Below are 18,442 nucleotides of genomic sequence, written 5' to 3' on the forward strand. Positions count from 1 at the left end.
CTAAAAAAGATTGGCAAGTGCAATATTCACCGTACTTCTCAAAAATAAAATAATACCATGTTTATAATGGATATTTATTTTTACATTTTTTGTAAATATATTTCACTCTTCCGTTGAATCATACATGAATTGCAGCCTGCACACATCATCACCGGCAACATTTATCACATCATTACGCCATATTTCGGTACAATTTGCCCTTTAGCTTTGCACGATATATAAAGGATTCAAAATGACTCCACGCGAGATTTTATCTGCAGGCGCGGTGGTGCCTGTGATGGCGATTGACGATTTATCGACAGCGGTAGATTTGGCGCATGCTTTGGTAGCCGGCGGCATTCCGACACTCGAAATTACGCTGCGCACACCCGTGGGCTTGGATGCGATTCGTTTAATTAAAAAAGAAGTGCCGAACGCAATCGTCGGCGCGGGAACGGTAACGAATCCCGAACAGTTGTGCGCGGTGGCCGATGCAGGCGCAGTATTTGCCATCAGCCCGGGTTTGCATGAAAGCCTGGCGAAAGCGAGCCATGATGTCGGTATTCCGCTGATTCCCGGCGTGGCAACTCCGGGCGAAGTGCAACTGGCCTTGGAACACGGCATCGACACGCTGAAACTATTCCCTGCGGAAGTGGTGGGCGGCAAGGCAATGTTGAAAGCGCTATACGGCCCGTATGCCCATGTCCGTTTCTGCCCGACCGGCGGCATCACGCTGCAATCCGCGCCCGATTATCTGGCGCTGCCCAATGTTCTATGCGTGGGCGGAACGTGGCTGACCCCCAAAGACGTGGTGGCGAAGCGCGATTGGGAAACGGTAACGCGGCTGGCCAAAGAGGCATCAGCTTTGCGCCCCAAAGCATAAACAAATAAGAAATAAGTAAAATTCAAAGTGCAGGCTGCTTTTTAGAGGACAGAAAAGCAGCCTGCACTTTAGTTTGTATATTGTCCCAAATACATCATCTGCATTCATTCTCCGCAAACACATTCCCATTCCAAATCATCCATTCGAAAGCAGCCTGCACATTCACCATCTTTAAAAATAATTTTATATCAACGATTTGCATCGAAATATCGCCTTATTAATTTAACCCCTGCTTTACAATACATAACAAACAGATACAAATTTTCATAATTTATGATAGAATACGTTCTCATTCTTGTTTACCTCTAACTTATCAGGAATAGAATTGGTATGTCTGCCACCGCCTCCCCACCCACCATCCAAACCATCCGCTGGCCGTCGAAAGAAGCCGCGCCGCAAGTCTTTCCCGAAAGGCAGGCGTTGATGCCGATTTGGGGCGGCGTACCCGTGCCGATGCCGCAATGGCAGAAACTGTGGCAAAGCCAAATCGCCCGTTCGCTCGACACCGACGGCCTGGCCTACCTCCACATCCCCTTCTGCGCCAACCACTGCGTGTTCTGCGGCTTCTACCGCAACGCCTGGAAAGAAGAACAAGGCGGCGCGTATGTGGACAAAGTCATCGAAGAGCTGGCCGCCGAAGCCGAACAGCGCAGCGGCAGCGGCAAAATCCAAGCCGTGTATTTCGGCGGCGGCACGCCCACCGCGCTGGATACGCCCGACTTGGTGCGCCTCATCCGCGCCTGCTACCAATACCTGCCGCTGGCCGACAACTGCGAATTCACCCTCGAAGGCCGCATGAGCCATTTCGGGCTCAACAAAGCCCGCGCCGCCGTCGAAGCCGGCGTGAACCGCATTTCCATCGGCATTCAAACCTTCAACACTGCCATCCGCCGCCGCCTCGGGCGCAAACACAGCGGAGAAGAAGCTTATGGCTACCTGAAAGAGCTGTGCGGCCTCGATGCCGTGATTGTGGCCGACCTGATTTTCGGCCTACCCGGCCAAACCGACGACATCTGGGAGCACGACATCGAACGCGCCGCAAGCCTGCCCCTGTCCGGCCTCGACACCTACGCCTTCAACTGCTACCCCTTCCTACCCATCAACCGCATGATTGAAAAAGGCGCGTTCCCGCCGCCACTCGGCTTCGACGTGCAATCCCAACACTACGCCTATGCCGTGCGCGAACTCACACGGCTCGGCTGGCAGCAAGTCAGCAACAACCATTTCGCCTACCCCGGCCGCGGCGAGCGCAACCGCTACAACACCCTCGTCAAATCCAATATGCCCTGCCTCGCCTTCGGTTCCGGCGCAGGCGGCAACTTCGGCGGCTTCAGCTACCAAGTGCAGAGCGATTTAGAAGGCTACCTGAAAAATCCAAAAGGCCAAAAAGCCCTCTCCTTCATGAGCCGCCACGGCAAACACAAAACCCTGCTCGGCCAAGTGCAGCACGACATCGAACTCGGCCGCATCGACACCCGCCTGTTTGAAGGCAACGCCGAAGCACAAACCCTGCTGCACCAATGGCAGCAAGCCCAGCTTTTAACCATTCACGAGGACGGCCAAGCCCTCCTCAACACCAGCGGCCGCTATTGGTCGCCCACCCTCACCCGCAAACTCATGATGTCCCTCCCACCTGACGAAAAGGAAAACACAATGCAAAAACTCTCCAGCGAACAACAAACCGTATTGCGCAACTCACTGGCCGAAAACCCCGGCCAAATCCTCGAAATGCTGGCCGGGCAACACCAATGCAGCTTTGAAGACGTCATCAACTGCCTGCCCGCCCAACTCATCAAAAAAACCGAAGGCAGCCGCTTTGTCGAAATCATGCAGGCGATCGCCGGCTGGAACGAAGCCGTCACCTTCATCGCCCACACCCCCGACGTCATCGCCGAAGTGACCGGCAAAATCCCCAACGGCAAAGTCGGGCGCGGCTTCTACAATTTCGAACACGCCGAAGAAGGCGGCATCCACGGCCACATCTACTACGAAAACTGCGCCGCCATCTACCTGATCGAACGCCCCTTCATGGGCAAAGACACCGTGTCGCTCAACTTCGTCAACCGCAACGGCGGCGCCATGTTCAAAATCTTCGTCGGCCGCGACGAAGACGGCGAACTCAAACAAAACCAAATCCAAGCCATGCGCGCCCTGTTCGCCTAAACCCGCGCCCAGCGCCCAAAGGCTACCTGAAAGCAGCCTGCACCCCTTCAACCCCCAACAGGAGCACCCCCATGCTGATGATATTCGGCGCCAACGGCCCCAGTGGCCGCCAACTCATCCACCAATTAGACCGTCTCGAACGCGAAACCGCCGTCGCCGCATTAAGGCTGCCCGAACAGCAAGCCGACGAATTTTTCGCCGACCACCACATCCGCACCACCGTTGCCGACACACTTGACGCAGAAGCCGTCGCCCAAGCCGTGCAGCAATACCGGCCCGACACCGTCGTCAGCTTTGTCGGCGGCAAAAACGAACAAGGCATCCGCAGCGACGCCACCGGCAACCTCCACATCATCCGCGCCCTCGAACAGCACGCCCCCGAAGCCCACTTCATCCTCGTCACCAGCATGGGCTGCGGCGAACAATACGCGCTGATGAGCGATATGTTCAAACAAGCCCTGGGCGAAGCCGTGGCCGCCAAAACCGAAGCCGAAAACACCCTGCGCCAAAGCCCCCTCGCCTGGACCATCCTGCGCCCCTGCGGCCTCGCCAACGGAGACGACACCGCCTACCAGCTGCACGAACAGCTCCCCGCCATCCCCCGCCAATACATGACCCGCACCGCCCTCGCCGCCGCCGTGCGCCAAATCATCGATGAAGACGGGCACGAAGGCAAAGCGTATTCGGTCACTTCCGGGAACGCATAAACAGAACAAAATCAAACGACAAACAAAGAAGTGCAGGCTGCTTTTCACATTATCCAAAAGCAGCCTGCACTTTAATTTTCTTTTATATCAAACGATTAAACCAACATTATAGTGGATTAAAATAAAAATGAGACAAGGCGGCGAGCCAACGCCGTATCATTGCGATTTTAATTCACTATATTTCGCCGCCAACTTCGCCAGCAGCTTATCGTGTATGCCGCCGAAGCCGCCGTTGCTCATAATCAGCACATGGTCGCCGCTTTGGGCAAACGCCGCCAAATCGTCCACGAAACCGTCAAAATCGCGGCCGACATGCAGCTTGCCGCCCAGCGGTGCCAAAGCAGCCTGCACATCCCAATCCACGCCGCCGGCATAGCAGAACACCGCATCGGCCGCTTGCAGGCTGCCTGGCAGCGCGGCCTTCATCGTGCCGAGCTTCATGGTGTTGGAACGCGGCTCCAGCACGGCCACAATCCGCGCGCCGCCCACTTTCTGCCGCAATCCGGCAATGGTGGTTTCAATCGCGGTCGGGTGGTGGGCAAAATCGTCATACACGGTGATGCCGCCTGCCACCCCTTTTATTTCCATGCGCCTTTTCACATTTTTAAATTCGCCCAACGCGGCACACGCCTGCGCCACCGGCACGCCGGCATGACGCGCGGCGGCAATCACGGCCAGCGCGTTTAGGCGGTTGTGTTCGCCCAACAAATCCCATGCCACGCGCCCCAGTTTTTCGCCTTGGAAAAACACGTCGAAGCCGCCGTTTTCATCTGCCGCGCCGATTTGCCAGCCTTCCAGGTTGCCGAACCATTCCACCGGCGTCCAGCAGCCTTTATCGATGACTTCGCGCAACGGTTCGGCCTGCCCGTTCGCCACCACCAGCCCTTCGCCCGGAACGGTGCGCACCAAGTGGTGGAACTGGGTTTGAATCGCCGCCAAATCAGGGAAAATGTCGGCATGGTCGTATTCCAGATTGTTCAAAACCGCTGTGCGCGGGCGATAGTGGACAAATTTGCTGCGTTTGTCGAAAAATGCGGTGTCGTATTCGTCCGCCTCAATCACGAAAAACGGCGAACCGTCCTGCGGCAGGCGGGCGGATACGCTGAAATTCTGCGGCACGCCGCCAATCAGGAAGCCCGCGCCCAATCCGGCATATTCCAGCACCCAAGCCAGCATGGAAGCCGTGGTGGTTTTGCCGTGCGTACCGGCCACGCCCAGCACCCAGTATGGCTGCAACACGTTTTCCGCCAGCCATTGCGGGCCGGAAGTGTAGGGCAGGTTGCGGTTCAAAATCGCTTCCACCACGTCCATTCCGCGCTTGGCCACATTGCCAATCACATACATATCGGCCGGATAGTGCTGCAACTGCGCCGCATCGAAACCTTCGTGCACGTCCACGCCCATTTCGGCCAGCTGCGTGCTCATCGGCGGATACATTTTGGCATCGCAGCCCGTTACCTTGAAGCCCGCCTCTTTCGCCAAACGCGCCAAGCCGCCCATAAACGTGCCGCCAATGCCGATAATGTGGATGTGTTGCATGGTATTTTCCGTGTCAGTCAATTAAAACGGGCAAAATTATAAAGGAAAACGGCCGTTTTGACGTATTTTTCGGCAGCGGGACGGGAAATTGGACGCAACGGCGCGCGCCGCATTTAGAAGCAGCCTGCATTTTTTTGGGGCAACTCCCCCCAACGTGCAGGCTGCTTTTGCCTGTGCCAACCTTCCATCTCCCTACCGTTGCTTACATTTCCCAACAAGATAACACCGAAATACTGGAAATTTTACCTTCGCTGAATTAGAATCGAGTGTTTATTCTATGCCCAACACGCAAAAGCAGCCTGCACAGCAAGGCCAAAACCTTTGCAGGCTGCTTTTCACGCAACATAACAAGGATGAGCAACATTATGACAACCCAACGTTCCACTTTCAAAACCCTGCTGGCCTGCTGCATGGCCGCATGGGCGCAACACGCCGCCGCTTCCGGCTATCACTTCGGCACGCAGTCGGTTACCGCGCAAAGCACCGCCAATTCCTCCACCGCCGAAGCCGCCGACGCTTCCACGCTGTTTTACAACCCCGCCGGCCTCACGAATTTGGAAACGCACCAGATTTCCGGCGCCGTCAATTTGGTTATGCCGCACATTGATTACAGCGAAGGCAAAGCCAGCTACATCGGCACCAACACCGCCGTATCGGGCAAAACCAGCGGTACCATCACCGATTCCGTCGTGCCCGCACCCCATGTGTACGGTGCATATAAATTGAATGACCGTGTAACGCTGGGCTTGGGCGTTTACGTACCCTTCGGTTCTTCCACCGAATACGACCGCGATTCCGTGCTGCGCTATAACATGAACCAGCTCGGCCTGACCACCATTGCTGTCGAACCCGTGGTCGCCTTCAAAGCCACCGAAGACCACTCATTCGGCGCAGGCCTTATCGCCCAGCATTCCAGCGCGGAATTGCGCAAATATGCCGATTTCGGCCGCGCCGCCGGCAGACCGGGACAGGCGGACGGCTACGCCAAAGTCAAAGGCAGCGACTGGGGCTACGGCTACCATTTGGGCTGGCTGTGGAACGTGAACGACCGCGTGCGCGTGGGCGTGAATTACCGCTCCAAAGTGAGCCACAACCTGTCCGGCACCGCCAACTGGTCGTTCGACAACAGCAATCCTTCGTCATTGTTCAACACGCCGATGGGCGCGCCGCTGCAACAAAGCATCCGCAATAACGGTTATGCCGCCAGCGAAAATGCCAGCGTGAAAATCATCACGCCCGAATCGCTGTCGCTGCACGGCATGTACCGCGCCAACAGCAAATTAAACCTGTTCGGTGATATTACTTGGACGCGCCACAGCCGTTTCAACCGCGCCGAACTGCTGTTCCAAAACACCAAACAGCTCGGCGGCGGCCGCACTTCCAACCGCACCGTGCTCACGCCGAATTGGCGCAACACGTTCAAAGTCGGCTTGGGCGCGTCTTACCAATATAACGACCAACTGCAACTGCGCGGCGGCGTGGCGTTCGACCAAAGCCCCATCCGCAACGCAACCTACCGCCTGAACACCCTGCCCGACGGCAACCGCATCTGGTTCTCCGTGGGCGCGAAATATGCGTTCAACCAACACCACAGCATTGATGTGGCCTATTCGCACATCCACATCAACGACACAGTAGTGCGCAGCGCATCCGCCGACGGCACCACGGTGGACAGCAAAGGCGCATCTAGTGCGCGGTTTAAAAACTACGCCAATATTTTGGGCGTTCAATACAACTACAAATTCTAACGCCGACAATACGCCCAACCAAAAAAAGCAGCCTGCACGTTCATTTCCCAAGTGCAGGCTGCTTTCTCGTTAGCTGATTTCCGTTTAATTTCAATAAAAATCAAAATATTAACAATAAATTTCCCATTCCATATTGAAAAGCACCCAAGCGCCCCTATCTTGCACAGCAACACAGGGTTCGGCAGCCATCAGCAGCAATAAAAAGCAGCCTGCACTTGAAAAACACCAAGCGCGCCCTAACTTAACAATCAACCTCATATTTCTATTTTATTGATATTGACTAGGAGCTAAACAACATGGCAAAAGTAATCGGTATTGACTTGGGTACAACCAACTCATGTGTCGCTATTTCTGAAAACGGCACAACCAAAGTAATTGAAAACGCAGAAGGCGCACGCACCACGCCTTCCATCGTCGCTTATTTGGACGGCGGTGAAATCTTGGTCGGCGCGCCAGCCAAACGCCAAGCCGTGACCAACGCGAAAAACACCATTTATGCGGCCAAACGCTTAATCGGCCACAAATTTGAAGACAAAGAAGTGCAGCGCGACATCGAAACCATGCCGTTTGAAATCATCAAAGCAGGCAATGGCGACGCATGGGTGAAAGCGCAAGGCAAAGAACTGTCCCCGCCGCAAATTTCCGCCGAAGTGCTGCGCAAAATGAAAGAAGCCGCCGAAGCCTATTTGGGCGAAAAAGTCACCGAAGCCGTGGTGACCGTGCCGGCCTACTTCAACGACAGCCAACGCCAAGCCACTAAAGACGCAGGTCGCATTGCCGGCTTGGATGTGAAACGCATCATCAACGAACCGACCGCAGCCGCTTTGGCGTTCGGCATGGACAAAGGCAGCAAAGGCGACCGCAAAATCGCGGTTTACGACTTGGGCGGCGGTACGTTTGATATTTCCATCATCGAAATTGCCGATGTGGACGGCGACAAACAATTTGAAGTGCTAGCCACCAACGGCGACACCTTCTTGGGCGGCGAAGACTTCGACCAACGCATCATCAACCACATCATCGACGAGTTCAAAAAAGAACAAGGCATTGATTTGAAAAACGACCCGATGGCAATGCAGCGCGTGAAAGAAGCCGCAGAAAAAGCCAAAATCGAGTTGTCCAGCGGCCAACAAACCGAAATCAACCTGCCTTATATCACGATGGATGCGACCGGCCCGAAACACTTGGTGCTGAAAATCACACGTGCCAAATTCGAAAGCCTGGTGGAAGACCTGATTGCACGTTCTATCGAGCCTTGCAAAATCGCGCTGAAAGATGCAGGTTTGTCTGCAAGCGATATTGACGATGTGATTTTGGTGGGCGGTCAAACCCGTATGCCGAAAGTACAAGAAGCCGTTAAAGACTTCTTCGGCAAAGAGCCGCGCAAAGACGTGAACCCGGACGAAGCCGTGGCCGTGGGTGCGGCCATTCAGGGCGAAGTGCTGGGCGGCGGACGCACAGACGTGCTGCTGCTGGACGTTACTCCGTTGTCTTTGGGTATCGAAACCATGGGCGGCGTGATGACCAAACTCATCAACAAAAACACCACCATTCCGACCAAAGCATCGCAAGTGTTCTCCACTGCGGAAGACAACCAGCCTGCAGTGACGATTCACGTGTTGCAGGGCGAGCGCGAAAAAGCCAGCGCCAATAAATCGTTGGGTCAGTTCAACTTGACCGACATCGCACCCGCACCGCGAGGCATGCCGCAAATCGAAGTGACCTTCGACATTGACGCGAACGGCATCCTGCACGTTTCTGCCAAAGACAAAGGCACAGGCAAAGCGGCCAACATCACCATCCAAGGTTCTTCCGGTTTGAGCGAGGAAGAAATCGAACGCATGGTGAAAGACGCGGAAGCCAATGCGGAAGAAGACAAAAAACTGCACGAGCTGGTGCAAAGCCGCAACCAAGCCGAAGCCTTGATTCACTCGGTGAAAAAGTCGCTGGAAGAACACGGCGACAAACTGGACGCTGCTGAGAAAGAAAAAATCGAAGCTGCGTTGAAAGAAACCGAAGAGGCAGTGAAAGGCGACGACAAAGCGGCGATTGACGCAAAAGCCGAAGAACTGGGCAAAGCCAGCCAAAAACTGGGCGAAATGGTGTATGCACAGGCACAAGCCGAAGCGGAAAAAGGTTCTGCCGACAGCGGCGCAGCCTCCGACAAGAAAGACGACGACGTGGTGGATGCAGACTTTCAAGAAGTGAAAGACGATAAATAATCCGCCGTATAAAAAAGCAGCCTGCACATTCAATGAAAGATGTGCAGGCTGCTTTCGTTGGTTTGGCAGAACAGAAAGAATGGAAAACAGCGAACAATATAGTGGATTAAAATAAAAATGAGACAAGGCGGCGAGCCGCAAGGCGTACAAATAGTACGTCAAGGCGAGCCAACGCCGTATCATTGCAATTTTAATCCACTATATCAGTGCAGGCTGCTTTTGGCATGGAACCCATCCGTCAAAAGCAGCCTGCACTTTCTTCAACACAACATTATCCGAACAACCGACCCTGCGCCAACACCAGCTTTACCGGTGCAAAATCCGCACGGTGTTCCGGCAGTGCGCCAAACTGCGCCAACGCCGCCAAATGCGCTGCCGTGCCGTATCCCTTGTGTTGGGCGAAACCGTATTGCGGGTAACGTTCGTGCAATGCGTACATTTCCGCATCCCGCGCCACTTTAGCCAACACGGAAGCCGCAGAAATAGCGGCGATTTTCGCATCGCCCTTCACCACGCACTCGGCAGGCACGCCCAAATCCGGCGGCATGCGGTTGCCGTCAATCCACACTTTTGCAGGCTGCTTTTCCAAGCCCTGCACCGCGCGTTTCATCGCCAGCATAGTCGCATGCAGGATATTCAGTTGCGCGATTTCGCCCACATCGGCACGGGCAATGCAATACGCCGCAGCCTGCGCCTTAATCTGCACCGCCAACTCATCGCGCTTTTTTTCGCTGAGCTTTTTGGAATCCGTCAAACCGCGCAAATCAAAATGCGCCGGCAAAATCACCGCCGCCGCAAACACACTACCCACCAAACAGCCGCGTCCCGCCTCATCCACGCCCGCATGGCTCGGCAGCACCGCAAAACCCGCATTATTCATGATACAGCGCGTCCCATTCTTCCGGCGTTTCCGGTGCTGCCGGAATGGCCCGCGATTCGTCCGCCCACTCGCCCAAATCGACCAGCTTGCACCGCTCGCTGCAAAACGGGCGGTAGCGGTTTTCACTGCACCATTCCACCGGTGTCCGGCAAATCGGACAAGCCACCATCATCGTCATAACACATTGTCTTTCAAAAAAATATCTGAGTGCAGGCTGCTTTTTGGCCTGTCGCACGACTGCAAGCGTGCAATCTTCTCGTTCAGCCATTCGATTTCGTGCCGCAACGCTGCAATCAGCTGCTCTTTATTGGCAATGATTTCGTCTTTCAATTCAATAATCTGACGCGCCTGTTGCAACAATAATACATTTTCCGCACTGCCGCGCGCATCATCCGCATTGCGGCCTCCACACACATCCGCCAGCAATTCGCACAAACCGATGCCCAAAACCGCCGCCACCTGCTCCAAACGCCCTAAAGACGCGCTGGTTTCGCCGCGTTCGATTTTCGCGTAGCCGTTTTTGGACATGTTCAGTTTTTGCGCCATCTCTTCCTGCGACCAATGCTTCCCTTCGCGCAGGCGTTTAATCTTTTCGTTGATTTTCATAAAGCCCATTTTTCTGCCGTTAAACACACCAACTCGGTGGTTTGGCTACCCTATTGGTTGGTTGAACAAGATTTTAACAAAAAATAAAATTCGCCAACGAAATTTTGTCAAAAAGGACGTTCATTATGAAAAAAATGTTGTTAATTTGCTCCGTTGCGTTCGGTCTGGGCGGCTGTTTGGCCGGCGGCCCCGTTGATTTGTCCGGCAACGGCGACGTGAGCGCGGAAGAAGTAAGACAACGCCGTTCGCGCGTGCGCGCCTTGGAAGAAGAGGATTACCAAATCGAACGTCGTCGCCGCCGCGATGCCATTCAGGATTACGGCGATATGCGTATGCGTGAAGGCGAAGCCATTAACAAGGCTTACGAAAACCGCAGCCGCCAAACTATTATCATCAAATAACCTAACGTAACAGAAGGATACAAAATGTTGTCAAAAAAATTGGTTCTGATTGCCCTGTCCGCCGTTCTTTTGAGCGCTTGCCAAGCTATTGGCAGCGGTGAAGACAGCGCTTCCAACATCAACCGTGTGCGCGGCAAACGTGGCATGACCATCAGCGATGCCGAAGCGCGCCAACAACGCCGCCAACGCGTTTCCGAATTGGAAGAGTCTGCCACTCGCCACACACGCACCCGTATGAACATGGAAACCACGCGTGACGGTATCGGAACGGTTCGCGACGGTGTCAACCTGATTCAACAAATCCGCAGCATTTTCTAAGATTTCATATCTGTCAAACGGTTACAGAATTCTCTGTGGCCGTTTTTGTATTTCAAAAGCAGCCTGCACTTCATGTTCCAAAGTGCAGGCTGCTTTTGAATGAATACACCTTACGCTGCCTGTGCCAACACGGCATCCGCCGCCAATTTGTCGGTGTCGAGTTTCAGCATTTCGTGCAAATGGCGGAAATCCTGTTGCACTTGCGCCACTTTGTCGGGGCTGCGATACCAGTCGAGCATGGCGGCGGCCAATTTTTCGGGCGTGGCATCGCCTTGCAGCAATTCGGGCACGGCTTCTTTGCCCAGCAGGATATTCGGCAGGCCGACGTGCGCCACTTTAATTTTGTGCTTGACCAGCCAGTACGTCGGCGTGGAAATTTTGTAGCTGATGACCATCGGTCGCTTGCACAAGGCCACTTCCAGCGTGGCCGTGCCGCTGGTCACCAGTACGGCATCGGCGGCGGTGCAGGCCAAATCGGCTTTGGCAGCCTGCAAGCGGATGGGCAGTTTTTCAAATTGCGGCTGCGACAGATAATACTGCAAGCGTTCGCGCGTGGCGGCGGTGGCGTAAGGCGAAATGAATTGGGCGTTGGGCAGTTCGCGCAAAATCAGCCAGGCAGCCTGCAAAAAAACGGGTGCCATATAGTCGACTTCGCTGACGCGGCTGCCCGCCAGTATCGCGAACACGGGGCGGTCTTCGTCCAATTTCAGGCGGGCGCGGGCGGCGGCTTTGTCGGCCTCCATGGGCAATGCCTGAGCCAGCGGATGCCCCACAAACAGCGCGTTGCCGCCTTCCTGACGATACAGTTCAGGCTCCATTGGAAACAGGCACAGCACCTGATTGACCTGCCGCACGATTTTCTTCACGCGGCCGCGTTTCCATGCCCACACGGACGGGGAAACATAATGCACGGTGGGAATGCCGGCGGCTTTGAGCTGTTCGGCCACGCCCAAATTGAAATCGGGCGCGTCAATGCCGACAAACACATTCGGCCGGACGGCTTTGAGCCGCGCCACCAATTCGCGGCGGATTTTCAAAATTTCAGGCAGGCGTTTGATCACTTCGACATAACCGCGCACCGCCAGCCGTTCTTGGTCGAACAGACTTTGGCAGCCGGCGGCAATCATGCGTGGCCCGCCGATGCCGATGAATTGGGTATCGGGCCGCTGCGCCTTAATCGCTTCAATCAAATGCGCGCCGAGCAAATCGCCGGAAGCTTCTCCGGCACACAGGGCAATGGTCAATGGTTGGGACATGATGGGTTCTCGTGAATCGGTGGGGCGGATTGTAGCGCGAAAATGCCGGCCGCGTTAAGCCAAAAGCAGCCTGCACGCCGCCGTTTCCCGATACAGGCTGCTTTTCCGTAGCCGAATTGCCGCATCGGCACGGTTGGCACGGGCGCGGAAACCCAAAAAAGCAGCCTGCACCCGAACCGCCGAAGTGCAGGCTGCTTTTTATCCGCGGTTTACGCTAATCGGCTATAATAAACCCCGCCCTGCCCTACACCTCGGGCGCATTCCCTACATTGTCAAAACAGGAGCCATCATGAAATTCTTGAAACTAGCGGAACAAAACGTTCGCGGCAAAACCGTGCTGATTCGTGCCGATTTGAACGTGCCTTTGAAAGAAGGCAAAATTTCGGACGACACGCGCATCCGTGCTTCACTGCCCTCCATCCAATACTGCCTGGACAACGGCGCAGGCGTCATCGTGATGAGCCACTTGGGCCGCCCAACCGAAGGCGAATTCAAGCCTGAAGACGATGTCGCGCCCGTAGCCGAACGCTTGGGCGCGCTGTTGGGCAAAAACGTCCGCGTGTTGGACGACTGGCAGGCCAATCCGCCCAAAGTGGCCGCCGGTGAAGTTTACCTGCTGCAAAACGTGCGCATTAACAAAGGCGAAAAGAAAAACAGCCCCGAATTGGGCAAAGCCTATGCCGCCCTGTGCGACGTGTTCGTGAACGATGCATTCGGCACGGCGCACCGCGCGGAAGCCTCCACCGAAGCCGTGGCCGCCGCCGCACCGCTGTCGTGCGCAGGCATCCTGATGGCCGCCGAACTGGACGCTTTGGGCAAAGCCCTGAAAGAACCCGCCCGCCCGATGGCCGCGATTGTGGCCGGCAGCAAAGTCTCCACCAAGCTCACCATCTTGGAAAGCCTGGCCGACAAAGTGGATTTGCTGATTGTCGGCGGCGGCATTGCCAACACCTTCCTACTGGCGCAGGGCAAGCCCATCGGCAAATCGCTGGCCGAGCCCGATTTGGTGGACGAAGCGAAAAAAATCATGGCGAAAATGGCGGCCAAAGGCGGTGTCGTGCCGCTGCCGACCGACGTGGTGTGCGCCAAAGAATTTGCCGAAAACGCGGCCGCAGAGCACAAATCGATGGACGATGTGGCGGCGGACGATATGATTTTGGACATCGGCCCGCAATCGGCGCAGCAACTGGCCGGCCTGCTGAAAAACGCCGGCACGATTGTGTGGAACGGCCCGGTGGGCGTGTTCGAATTCGACCAGTTTGCCGGCGGCACGAAAGTGGTGGCACAAGCCATTGCCGAGAGCAGAGGCTTCTCGATTGCGGGCGGCGGCGACACGTTGGCGGCGATTGCGAAATTCGGCATCACCGACAAAATCGGCTACATTTCCACCGGCGGTGGCGCGTTCTTGGAATTTTTGGAAGGCAAAACTCTGCCGGCCGTGGCGGCATTGGAAAATTTTGCGAAATAACCGCAGCCGTTGTCTGACGGCATAAAAAGCAGCCTGCACTTTAAATTTCAAAGTGCAGGCTGCTTTTTTTGCCGTTCCGCCGCGATTATAGTGGATTAAAATAAAAATAAGACAAGGCGGCGAGCCGCAAGGCGTACAAGTAGTACGTCAAGGCGAGCCAACGCCGTATCATTGCGATTTTAATTCACTTAAGACGAGAACAAATCGCACGTTCCGTCCACCGCGCAGTTGGCCTTGCGGTACAGGCGGATTAGGTTCATGGTCGATGCGTCGTGCGTTTGCGGGTCAATCGCGCCCGTGAGTTCCGCCAAAATGGTTTTGGCCAGCTGCTTGCCCAGCTCCACACCCCATTGGTCGAAACTGTTGATGCCCCAAACCACGCCCTGCACAAACACTTTGTGTTCATACATCGCCACCAGGCCGCCCATGGTTTTCGGGTCGATTTTGTCCAGCAAAATCATATTGGTGGGGCGGTTGCCGCTGAAGGTTTTGTGCGGCACCAAGGCTTCGATTTGCTCGGCCGGCAAGCCTTGCTGCTGCAATTCGGCGCGCGCTTCTTCGGCGGTTTTGCCGCGCATAAACGCTTCCGCCTGCGCAAACACGTTGGACAGCAGGATTTCGTGATGGCCGGGCAGGTTGCTGCGTTTTTCCAGGCTGGCAATCAAATCAATCGGCGTGATGTGCGTGCCTTGGTGCAGCAGCTGGAAAAAGGCGTGCTGGCCGTTAATACCGGTTTCGCCCCAAATAATCGGGCCGGTTTCGGTGGCCACGGGCGTGCCGTCGCGCTGCACCTGTTTGCCGTTGGATTCCATGTCGAGCTGTTGGATGAATTTGGGCAGGCGGTGCAGATGTTGGTCGTATGGCGCAATAACATGGCTGCCGCCGCCGTAAAAATTGATATACCAAATGCCGAGCATCCCCAAAATCACGGGCAGGTTGCGCTCCAAGGGCGTACTGATGAAATGCCGGTCCATCTCGTGCGCGCCTTCCAGCATTTCGATGAAGTTTTCTTCGCCCAAATACAGCATAATCGGCAGGCCGATGGCCGACCATAAGCTGTATCGGCCGCCCACCCAGTCCCAAAACTCAAACATGTGGTCGGTGTCGATGCCGAATTCGGCCACGGCGGTTTTGTTGGTGGACACGGCAACGAAGTGTTTGGCAATGTCCTGCTCGCTGGCTTCGCGCAGAAACCATTGGCGGGCGGTGTTGGCGTTGGTGATGGTTTCCTGCGTGGTGAAAGTTTTGGAGGCGATAATGAACAGCGTGGTTTCGGGATGGACTTTTTCCAGCACGTCGCGCAGTTGCGAGCCGTCCACGTTGGAAACGAAGTGCATGCTCAGGCGCGGATGGCCGAAATTTTTCAGCGCGGTACACATCATCAACGGCCCCAAATCGGAACCGCCGATGCCGATATTCACCACGTCGGTAATCACTTGGTGGCTGTACCCCAGCCATTCGCCGCTGCGCACGGCATGGGCGAAATGCCCCATTTTGCGCAATACGGCGTTCACTTTGGGCATCACGTCTTCGCCGTCCACCATGATGGGCGTGTTGGCGCGGTTGCGCAGGGCGACGTGCAGGGCGGCGCGGTGTTCCGTCGTGTTGATTTTGTCGCCGTGGAACATTTGCTGCATGCGTTCGGGCAGGCCGGCTTCGCGCGCCAGCTGCACCAGGCTGTCCATCACGCTGTCGGTGATGCGGTTTTTGGAATAATCCAAATTGATGCCGCCCACCTTCAGCCAATAGCGTTGGGCACGTTCGGGATCTTGGGCAAACATTTCGCGCATGTGCAGGTGTTTGGTGTCGGCAAAATGCTGTTGCAGGGTTTGCCATGCGGGAAGATCGGTGGGGTGTGTCATTTTTTATCCTTCATTATCTGTTATTTATGTTATGCAGGCTGCTTTTGGGCATGGCCTAGGCATCAAAAAAGCAGCCTGCACTCCGTTGCCGAAAAGTGCAGGCTGCTTTTTACTGCACGAAGCGGCAGGCGTTTAATCATTGCAATGGTTTTGGGCTTCTTCGTCTTTGCGGTGGCTGCGCACGCTGCGTTTGCCTTTTTCCAGTTGCAGGCTGGCGGTTTCGCCCAACCGCAGTGCCAGGCCGATGGCCAGGATGTCGATAATCGCCAGTTGCAACAGGCGGGAAATCATCGGCGTGTAACGGTCGCTGTCTTCTTGCACCGCCATCACCAGCACGCAGTCGGCCAGTTGCGCCAGCGGGCTGCCGCCGCGCGTGATGGCGATGACCTGCGCGCCGTTTTCTTTGGCAATCCGCACCGCATCCAGCACTTCGATGGACGAACCGGAATTGGAAATCACCACCAGCACGTCCTGCGGGCTTAACACGGCGGCGGCCATCAGCTGGATGTGCGTGTCGGAATACGCCACGGTGGAAATGCCGAAACGGAAAAACTTGTGCTGCGCGTCTTGGGCGACAATGCCCGAATTGCCCACGCCGTAAAACTCGATACGCCGTGCGCGCATCAGCATGGCAATCGCCTTGTCCAATTCGCCTTCTTTGAGCGTGCGGCGCGCGCCGAGCAAGGCGGCAGCAGTGTTGCCCAACACTTTTTCCATCACGTCGCCCATGGAGTCGTCCGTGTTCAGCTCTTCATGGACGAATGCCAGGCCGGAATTGCTGATGCTGGCGGACAGGGCCAGTTTGAATTCGGGCAGGCCTTTGAATTTCATGCTGCGGCAAAACCGGATGACCGTAGGCTGGGAAACATGGGCGCACTCGGCAATTTCCGCCACCGCGGCGTGGACAAACCATTTGGGTTCGCTCAATACGCATTCGGCCACTTTGCGTTCGGCATTTGAAAAAGAACTGAGTTGCTCGCTAATTTGACTTAACATGGGTACAGCTCCGTAAAATTCAGAAAGATGCGCGTCAACAGCAGGGCGCAGACAATGCTTGCAAGGGCGTGAGTATAACGGATTCGCCCGACTTCCGCCATAAAAGCAGCCTGCACTCCGTTGCCAAAAAGTGCAGGCTGCTTTTTTCATTTGGCCGTGCCGATGGCGCGCTGCAACAGCATCAAAGCCGCCAGCGTGCGCGCATCGCCGAATTGGTCATCGTCAATCAGTTCGTCCAACCGCGCCAGCGGCACGCGGACGATTTCCAGCGGCTCGGGTTCGTCGCCTTTCAGGACGGACGGATACAAATCACGCGCCACGAACGCATACATCGGCCCGAACATGTGGCTGGGATTGACATAAAACATCCGCAGGGGTTCCAGCCGCCGCGCGCCCAAGCCGATTTCTTCCTGCAATTCGCGCAAGGCCGCCTGCTCGGGCGTTTCCCCCGCATCAATCAGGCCTTTGACGCAGCCCAGTTCATACCGCTCCGACCCGACCGCATATTCGCGCACCATCAGCAGGTTGTCGCCCTCAAGCGCCATCACCATCACCGCCGGGCGGCGCGAAGGCGTGAGCCGTTCGTAAGTGCGGTGCTGGCCGTTGGCAAACTGCAAATCCACCGACTGAATCTGGAACACTTTGGTCTGCGCGGTAATACGCACGTCCAAAATCTGCGGTTTGGGTTTATCGGTCGATAAAAAAGACATGATGATTTCCTCTCTGCCGCTTGTGCAGGCTGCTTTTTTCATTTTAATCACGTTTTAATCACGTTTATCGCGCTCGGCCAACTGCCGCCGCAATGCTTCAATTTCCTGCCGGCACGCGTCCAACTGCTGCTGCCATGCGGGTGCAGGCTGCTTTTCGCCCATCTGATCGGCATATTGCTGCAACCACTGCCCCACCATCTGCAACACACCGCCGGCACGTCCCGCCCATTGCGCCGTTTTGCGGCTGTTTTCATCGCCCAGCAAACGGCGGATGTCTTCGTGCGGCGAATAACGCAATGCCGCGCAACGCCACAAAATGCCCATACCCAGCGGCATATCGCCTTCAATCGCCACATCGTTGAAATCGGGCATCCGCCCCTGCATCATCTGCGGCAGCGCGTCCTGATGAAGCAGCAGCGTGCAGTCTGCCGCGCGGTGCGTCTGCGCCAACAGGCCTTCGGCATTGATGCGCCCGACAATGTGCAGGCTGCCTGTACGCACGCCCACCACCAGCCCGTTATAGCCCGACAACTGCTGCCGAACCTCCGGATTTTGCCGGACAATATGATTGATAATATTCAAAAATAACATGATTTCTCTATCGCCGCCCCATGCGCTTCCAAGGCGGCATCATCGTCAAAATATCGTGTAACGCCCCGCCGACCGATGCGGGCAAACCCGTGCGGCGGCCGTGATTGGAGGGG

General features: G+C 55.7%; 17 protein-coding genes. 8 read left to right on the forward strand and 9 right to left on the reverse strand.

The features are described 5' to 3' along the window. Nucleotides 1-232: 232 nt before the first annotated feature. From HMPREF9098_RS04870 to HMPREF9098_RS04880, 3 genes are all read left to right on the forward strand, one after another. Complete coding sequence (locus HMPREF9098_RS04870; RefSeq protein ID WP_003782544.1) at nt 233-862, forward strand: bifunctional 4-hydroxy-2-oxoglutarate aldolase/2-dehydro-3-deoxy-phosphogluconate aldolase; 630 nt, start codon at nt 233-235, stop codon at nt 860-862. A 330-nt stretch (nt 863-1,192) separates the two neighbouring features. Beyond that, complete coding sequence (gene hutW, locus HMPREF9098_RS04875; protein ID WP_003782547.1) at nt 1,193-3,025, forward strand: heme anaerobic degradation radical SAM methyltransferase ChuW/HutW; 1,833 nt, start codon at nt 1,193-1,195, stop codon at nt 3,023-3,025. Between the two features lie 71 nt (nt 3,026-3,096). Next, nucleotides 3,097-3,732 carry an NAD(P)-dependent oxidoreductase gene (locus HMPREF9098_RS04880; RefSeq protein WP_003782548.1) on the forward strand — a complete coding sequence of 212 codons (636 nt, stop codon included), beginning with the start codon at nt 3,097-3,099 and terminating at the stop codon, nt 3,730-3,732. Between the two features lie 156 nt (nt 3,733-3,888). Here HMPREF9098_RS04880 and mpl read toward each other — a convergent pair whose 3' ends face one another. Beyond that, entirely contained in the window at nt 3,889-5,271 is a 1,383-nt protein-coding gene (gene mpl / locus HMPREF9098_RS04885) for a UDP-N-acetylmuramate:L-alanyl-gamma-D-glutamyl-meso-diaminopimelate ligase (RefSeq protein WP_003782550.1), read from the reverse strand. Between the two features lie 365 nt (nt 5,272-5,636). Here mpl and HMPREF9098_RS04890 point away from each other — a divergent pair, with 365 nt between their 5' ends. Both HMPREF9098_RS04890 and dnaK read left to right on the forward strand, forming a co-directional pair. Then, the gene (locus HMPREF9098_RS04890) at nt 5,637-7,019 is read left to right on the forward strand and encodes an OmpP1/FadL family transporter (RefSeq protein WP_050781267.1); all 1,383 of its coding nucleotides are present in this window, start codon (nt 5,637-5,639) and stop codon (nt 7,017-7,019) included. A 296-nt stretch (nt 7,020-7,315) separates the two neighbouring features. After that, nucleotides 7,316-9,241 carry a molecular chaperone DnaK gene (gene dnaK / locus HMPREF9098_RS04895; RefSeq protein WP_003782555.1) on the forward strand — a complete coding sequence of 642 codons (1,926 nt, stop codon included), beginning with the start codon at nt 7,316-7,318 and terminating at the stop codon, nt 9,239-9,241. 271 nt (nt 9,242-9,512) lie between these two features. On the opposite strand, the gene rnhB is transcribed toward dnaK, so the two are convergent. From rnhB to HMPREF9098_RS04910, 3 genes are read right to left on the reverse strand one after another with little or no spacing between them, the layout of a single operon-like run. Continuing rightward, nucleotides 9,513-10,121: a ribonuclease HII gene (rnhB, locus tag HMPREF9098_RS04900; RefSeq protein WP_003782556.1), complete on the reverse strand. Its 609-nt coding sequence runs from the start codon at nt 10,119-10,121 to the stop codon at nt 9,513-9,515. Then, complete coding sequence (gene yacG / locus HMPREF9098_RS04905; RefSeq protein ID WP_003782558.1) at nt 10,114-10,299, reverse strand: DNA gyrase inhibitor YacG; 186 nt, start codon at nt 10,297-10,299, stop codon at nt 10,114-10,116. The genes rnhB and yacG overlap by 8 nt, the downstream gene beginning before the upstream one ends. Next, a complete protein-coding gene (locus HMPREF9098_RS04910; protein WP_081457193.1) occupies nt 10,296-10,727 on the reverse strand; it encodes a helix-turn-helix domain-containing protein in 432 nt (143 codons plus the stop codon). Before HMPREF9098_RS04910 ends, yacG begins: the two co-directional genes overlap by 4 nt. 125 nt (nt 10,728-10,852) lie before the next feature. Here HMPREF9098_RS04910 and HMPREF9098_RS04915 point away from each other — a divergent pair, with 125 nt between their 5' ends. Both HMPREF9098_RS04915 and HMPREF9098_RS04920 read left to right on the forward strand, forming a co-directional pair. Next, nucleotides 10,853-11,128: a hypothetical protein gene (locus HMPREF9098_RS04915; protein ID WP_003782560.1), complete on the forward strand. Its 276-nt coding sequence runs from the start codon at nt 10,853-10,855 to the stop codon at nt 11,126-11,128. Nucleotides 11,129-11,152: 24 nt separating this feature from the next. Beyond that, nucleotides 11,153-11,446, forward strand: coding sequence for an NGK_0946 family protein (locus HMPREF9098_RS04920; RefSeq protein ID WP_003782562.1), 294 nt, complete (start codon nt 11,153-11,155; stop codon nt 11,444-11,446). A gap of 110 nt (nt 11,447-11,556) precedes the next feature. Here the strand turns inward: HMPREF9098_RS04920 and lpxB are convergent, their stop codons facing one another. Next, the gene (gene lpxB, locus HMPREF9098_RS04925; RefSeq protein ID WP_003782566.1) at nt 11,557-12,702 is read right to left on the reverse strand and encodes a lipid-A-disaccharide synthase; all 1,146 of its coding nucleotides are present in this window, start codon (nt 12,700-12,702) and stop codon (nt 11,557-11,559) included. Nucleotides 12,703-12,991: 289 nt separating this feature from the next. Here lpxB and HMPREF9098_RS04930 point away from each other — a divergent pair, with 289 nt between their 5' ends. Continuing rightward, complete coding sequence (locus tag HMPREF9098_RS04930; RefSeq protein ID WP_040564279.1) at nt 12,992-14,170, forward strand: phosphoglycerate kinase; 1,179 nt, start codon at nt 12,992-12,994, stop codon at nt 14,168-14,170. 188 nt (nt 14,171-14,358) lie between these two features. Here HMPREF9098_RS04930 and pgi read toward each other — a convergent pair whose 3' ends face one another. From pgi to HMPREF9098_RS04950, 4 genes are all read right to left on the reverse strand, one after another. Further along, nucleotides 14,359-16,032, reverse strand: a complete 1,674-nt coding sequence (gene pgi / locus HMPREF9098_RS04935) for a glucose-6-phosphate isomerase (protein WP_003782570.1) — start codon at nt 16,030-16,032, stop codon at nt 14,359-14,361. 132 nt (nt 16,033-16,164) lie between these two features. Beyond that, complete coding sequence (locus HMPREF9098_RS04940) at nt 16,165-17,028, reverse strand: MurR/RpiR family transcriptional regulator (protein WP_003782571.1); 864 nt, start codon at nt 17,026-17,028, stop codon at nt 16,165-16,167. Between the two features lie 146 nt (nt 17,029-17,174). After that, a complete protein-coding gene (nudE, locus tag HMPREF9098_RS04945; RefSeq protein ID WP_040564280.1) occupies nt 17,175-17,738 on the reverse strand; it encodes an ADP compounds hydrolase NudE in 564 nt (187 codons plus the stop codon). A 54-nt stretch (nt 17,739-17,792) separates the two neighbouring features. Next, a complete protein-coding gene (locus HMPREF9098_RS04950) occupies nt 17,793-18,329 on the reverse strand; it encodes an SCP2 sterol-binding domain-containing protein (protein WP_003782578.1) in 537 nt (178 codons plus the stop codon). Nucleotides 18,330-18,442: the final 113 nt, after the last annotated feature.

Origin of the sequence: Kingella denitrificans ATCC 33394 (assembly GCF_000190695.1) — a bacterium.
GTDB lineage: Bacteria > Pseudomonadota > Gammaproteobacteria > Burkholderiales > Neisseriaceae > Kingella_A > Kingella_A denitrificans.

Bases quoted from the DNA above. Each gene is read 5' to 3' on its own strand.
- HMPREF9098_RS04890 (WP_050781267.1), top strand. From the start codon at position 5,637: ATGACAACCCAACGTTCCACTTTCAAAACCCTGCTGGCCTGCTGCATG.
- rnhB (WP_003782556.1), bottom strand. From the start codon at position 10,121: ATGAATAATGCGGGTTTTGCGGTGCTGCCGAGCCATGCGGGCGTGGAT.
- nudE (WP_040564280.1), bottom strand. From the start codon at position 17,738: ATGTCTTTTTTATCGACCGATAAACCCAAACCGCAGATTTTGGACGTG.
- HMPREF9098_RS04880 (WP_003782548.1), top strand. From the start codon at position 3,097: ATGCTGATGATATTCGGCGCCAACGGCCCCAGTGGCCGCCAACTCATC.
- hutW (WP_003782547.1), top strand. From the start codon at position 1,193: ATGTCTGCCACCGCCTCCCCACCCACCATCCAAACCATCCGCTGGCCG.
- lpxB (WP_003782566.1), bottom strand. From the start codon at position 12,702: ATGTCCCAACCATTGACCATTGCCCTGTGTGCCGGAGAAGCTTCCGGC.
- pgi (WP_003782570.1), bottom strand. From the start codon at position 16,032: ATGACACACCCCACCGATCTTCCCGCATGGCAAACCCTGCAACAGCAT.
- yacG (WP_003782558.1), bottom strand. From the start codon at position 10,299: ATGACGATGATGGTGGCTTGTCCGATTTGCCGGACACCGGTGGAATGG.
- mpl (WP_003782550.1), bottom strand. From the start codon at position 5,271: ATGCAACACATCCACATTATCGGCATTGGCGGCACGTTTATGGGCGGC.
- HMPREF9098_RS04950 (WP_003782578.1), bottom strand. From the start codon at position 18,329: ATGTTATTTTTGAATATTATCAATCATATTGTCCGGCAAAATCCGGAG.
- HMPREF9098_RS04940 (WP_003782571.1), bottom strand. From the start codon at position 17,028: ATGTTAAGTCAAATTAGCGAGCAACTCAGTTCTTTTTCAAATGCCGAA.
- HMPREF9098_RS04870 (WP_003782544.1), top strand. From the start codon at position 233: ATGACTCCACGCGAGATTTTATCTGCAGGCGCGGTGGTGCCTGTGATG.
- HMPREF9098_RS04915 (WP_003782560.1), top strand. From the start codon at position 10,853: ATGAAAAAAATGTTGTTAATTTGCTCCGTTGCGTTCGGTCTGGGCGGC.
- dnaK (WP_003782555.1), top strand. From the start codon at position 7,316: ATGGCAAAAGTAATCGGTATTGACTTGGGTACAACCAACTCATGTGTC.
- HMPREF9098_RS04920 (WP_003782562.1), top strand. From the start codon at position 11,153: ATGTTGTCAAAAAAATTGGTTCTGATTGCCCTGTCCGCCGTTCTTTTG.
- HMPREF9098_RS04930 (WP_040564279.1), top strand. From the start codon at position 12,992: ATGAAATTCTTGAAACTAGCGGAACAAAACGTTCGCGGCAAAACCGTG.
- HMPREF9098_RS04910 (WP_081457193.1), bottom strand. From the start codon at position 10,727: ATGAAAATCAACGAAAAGATTAAACGCCTGCGCGAAGGGAAGCATTGG.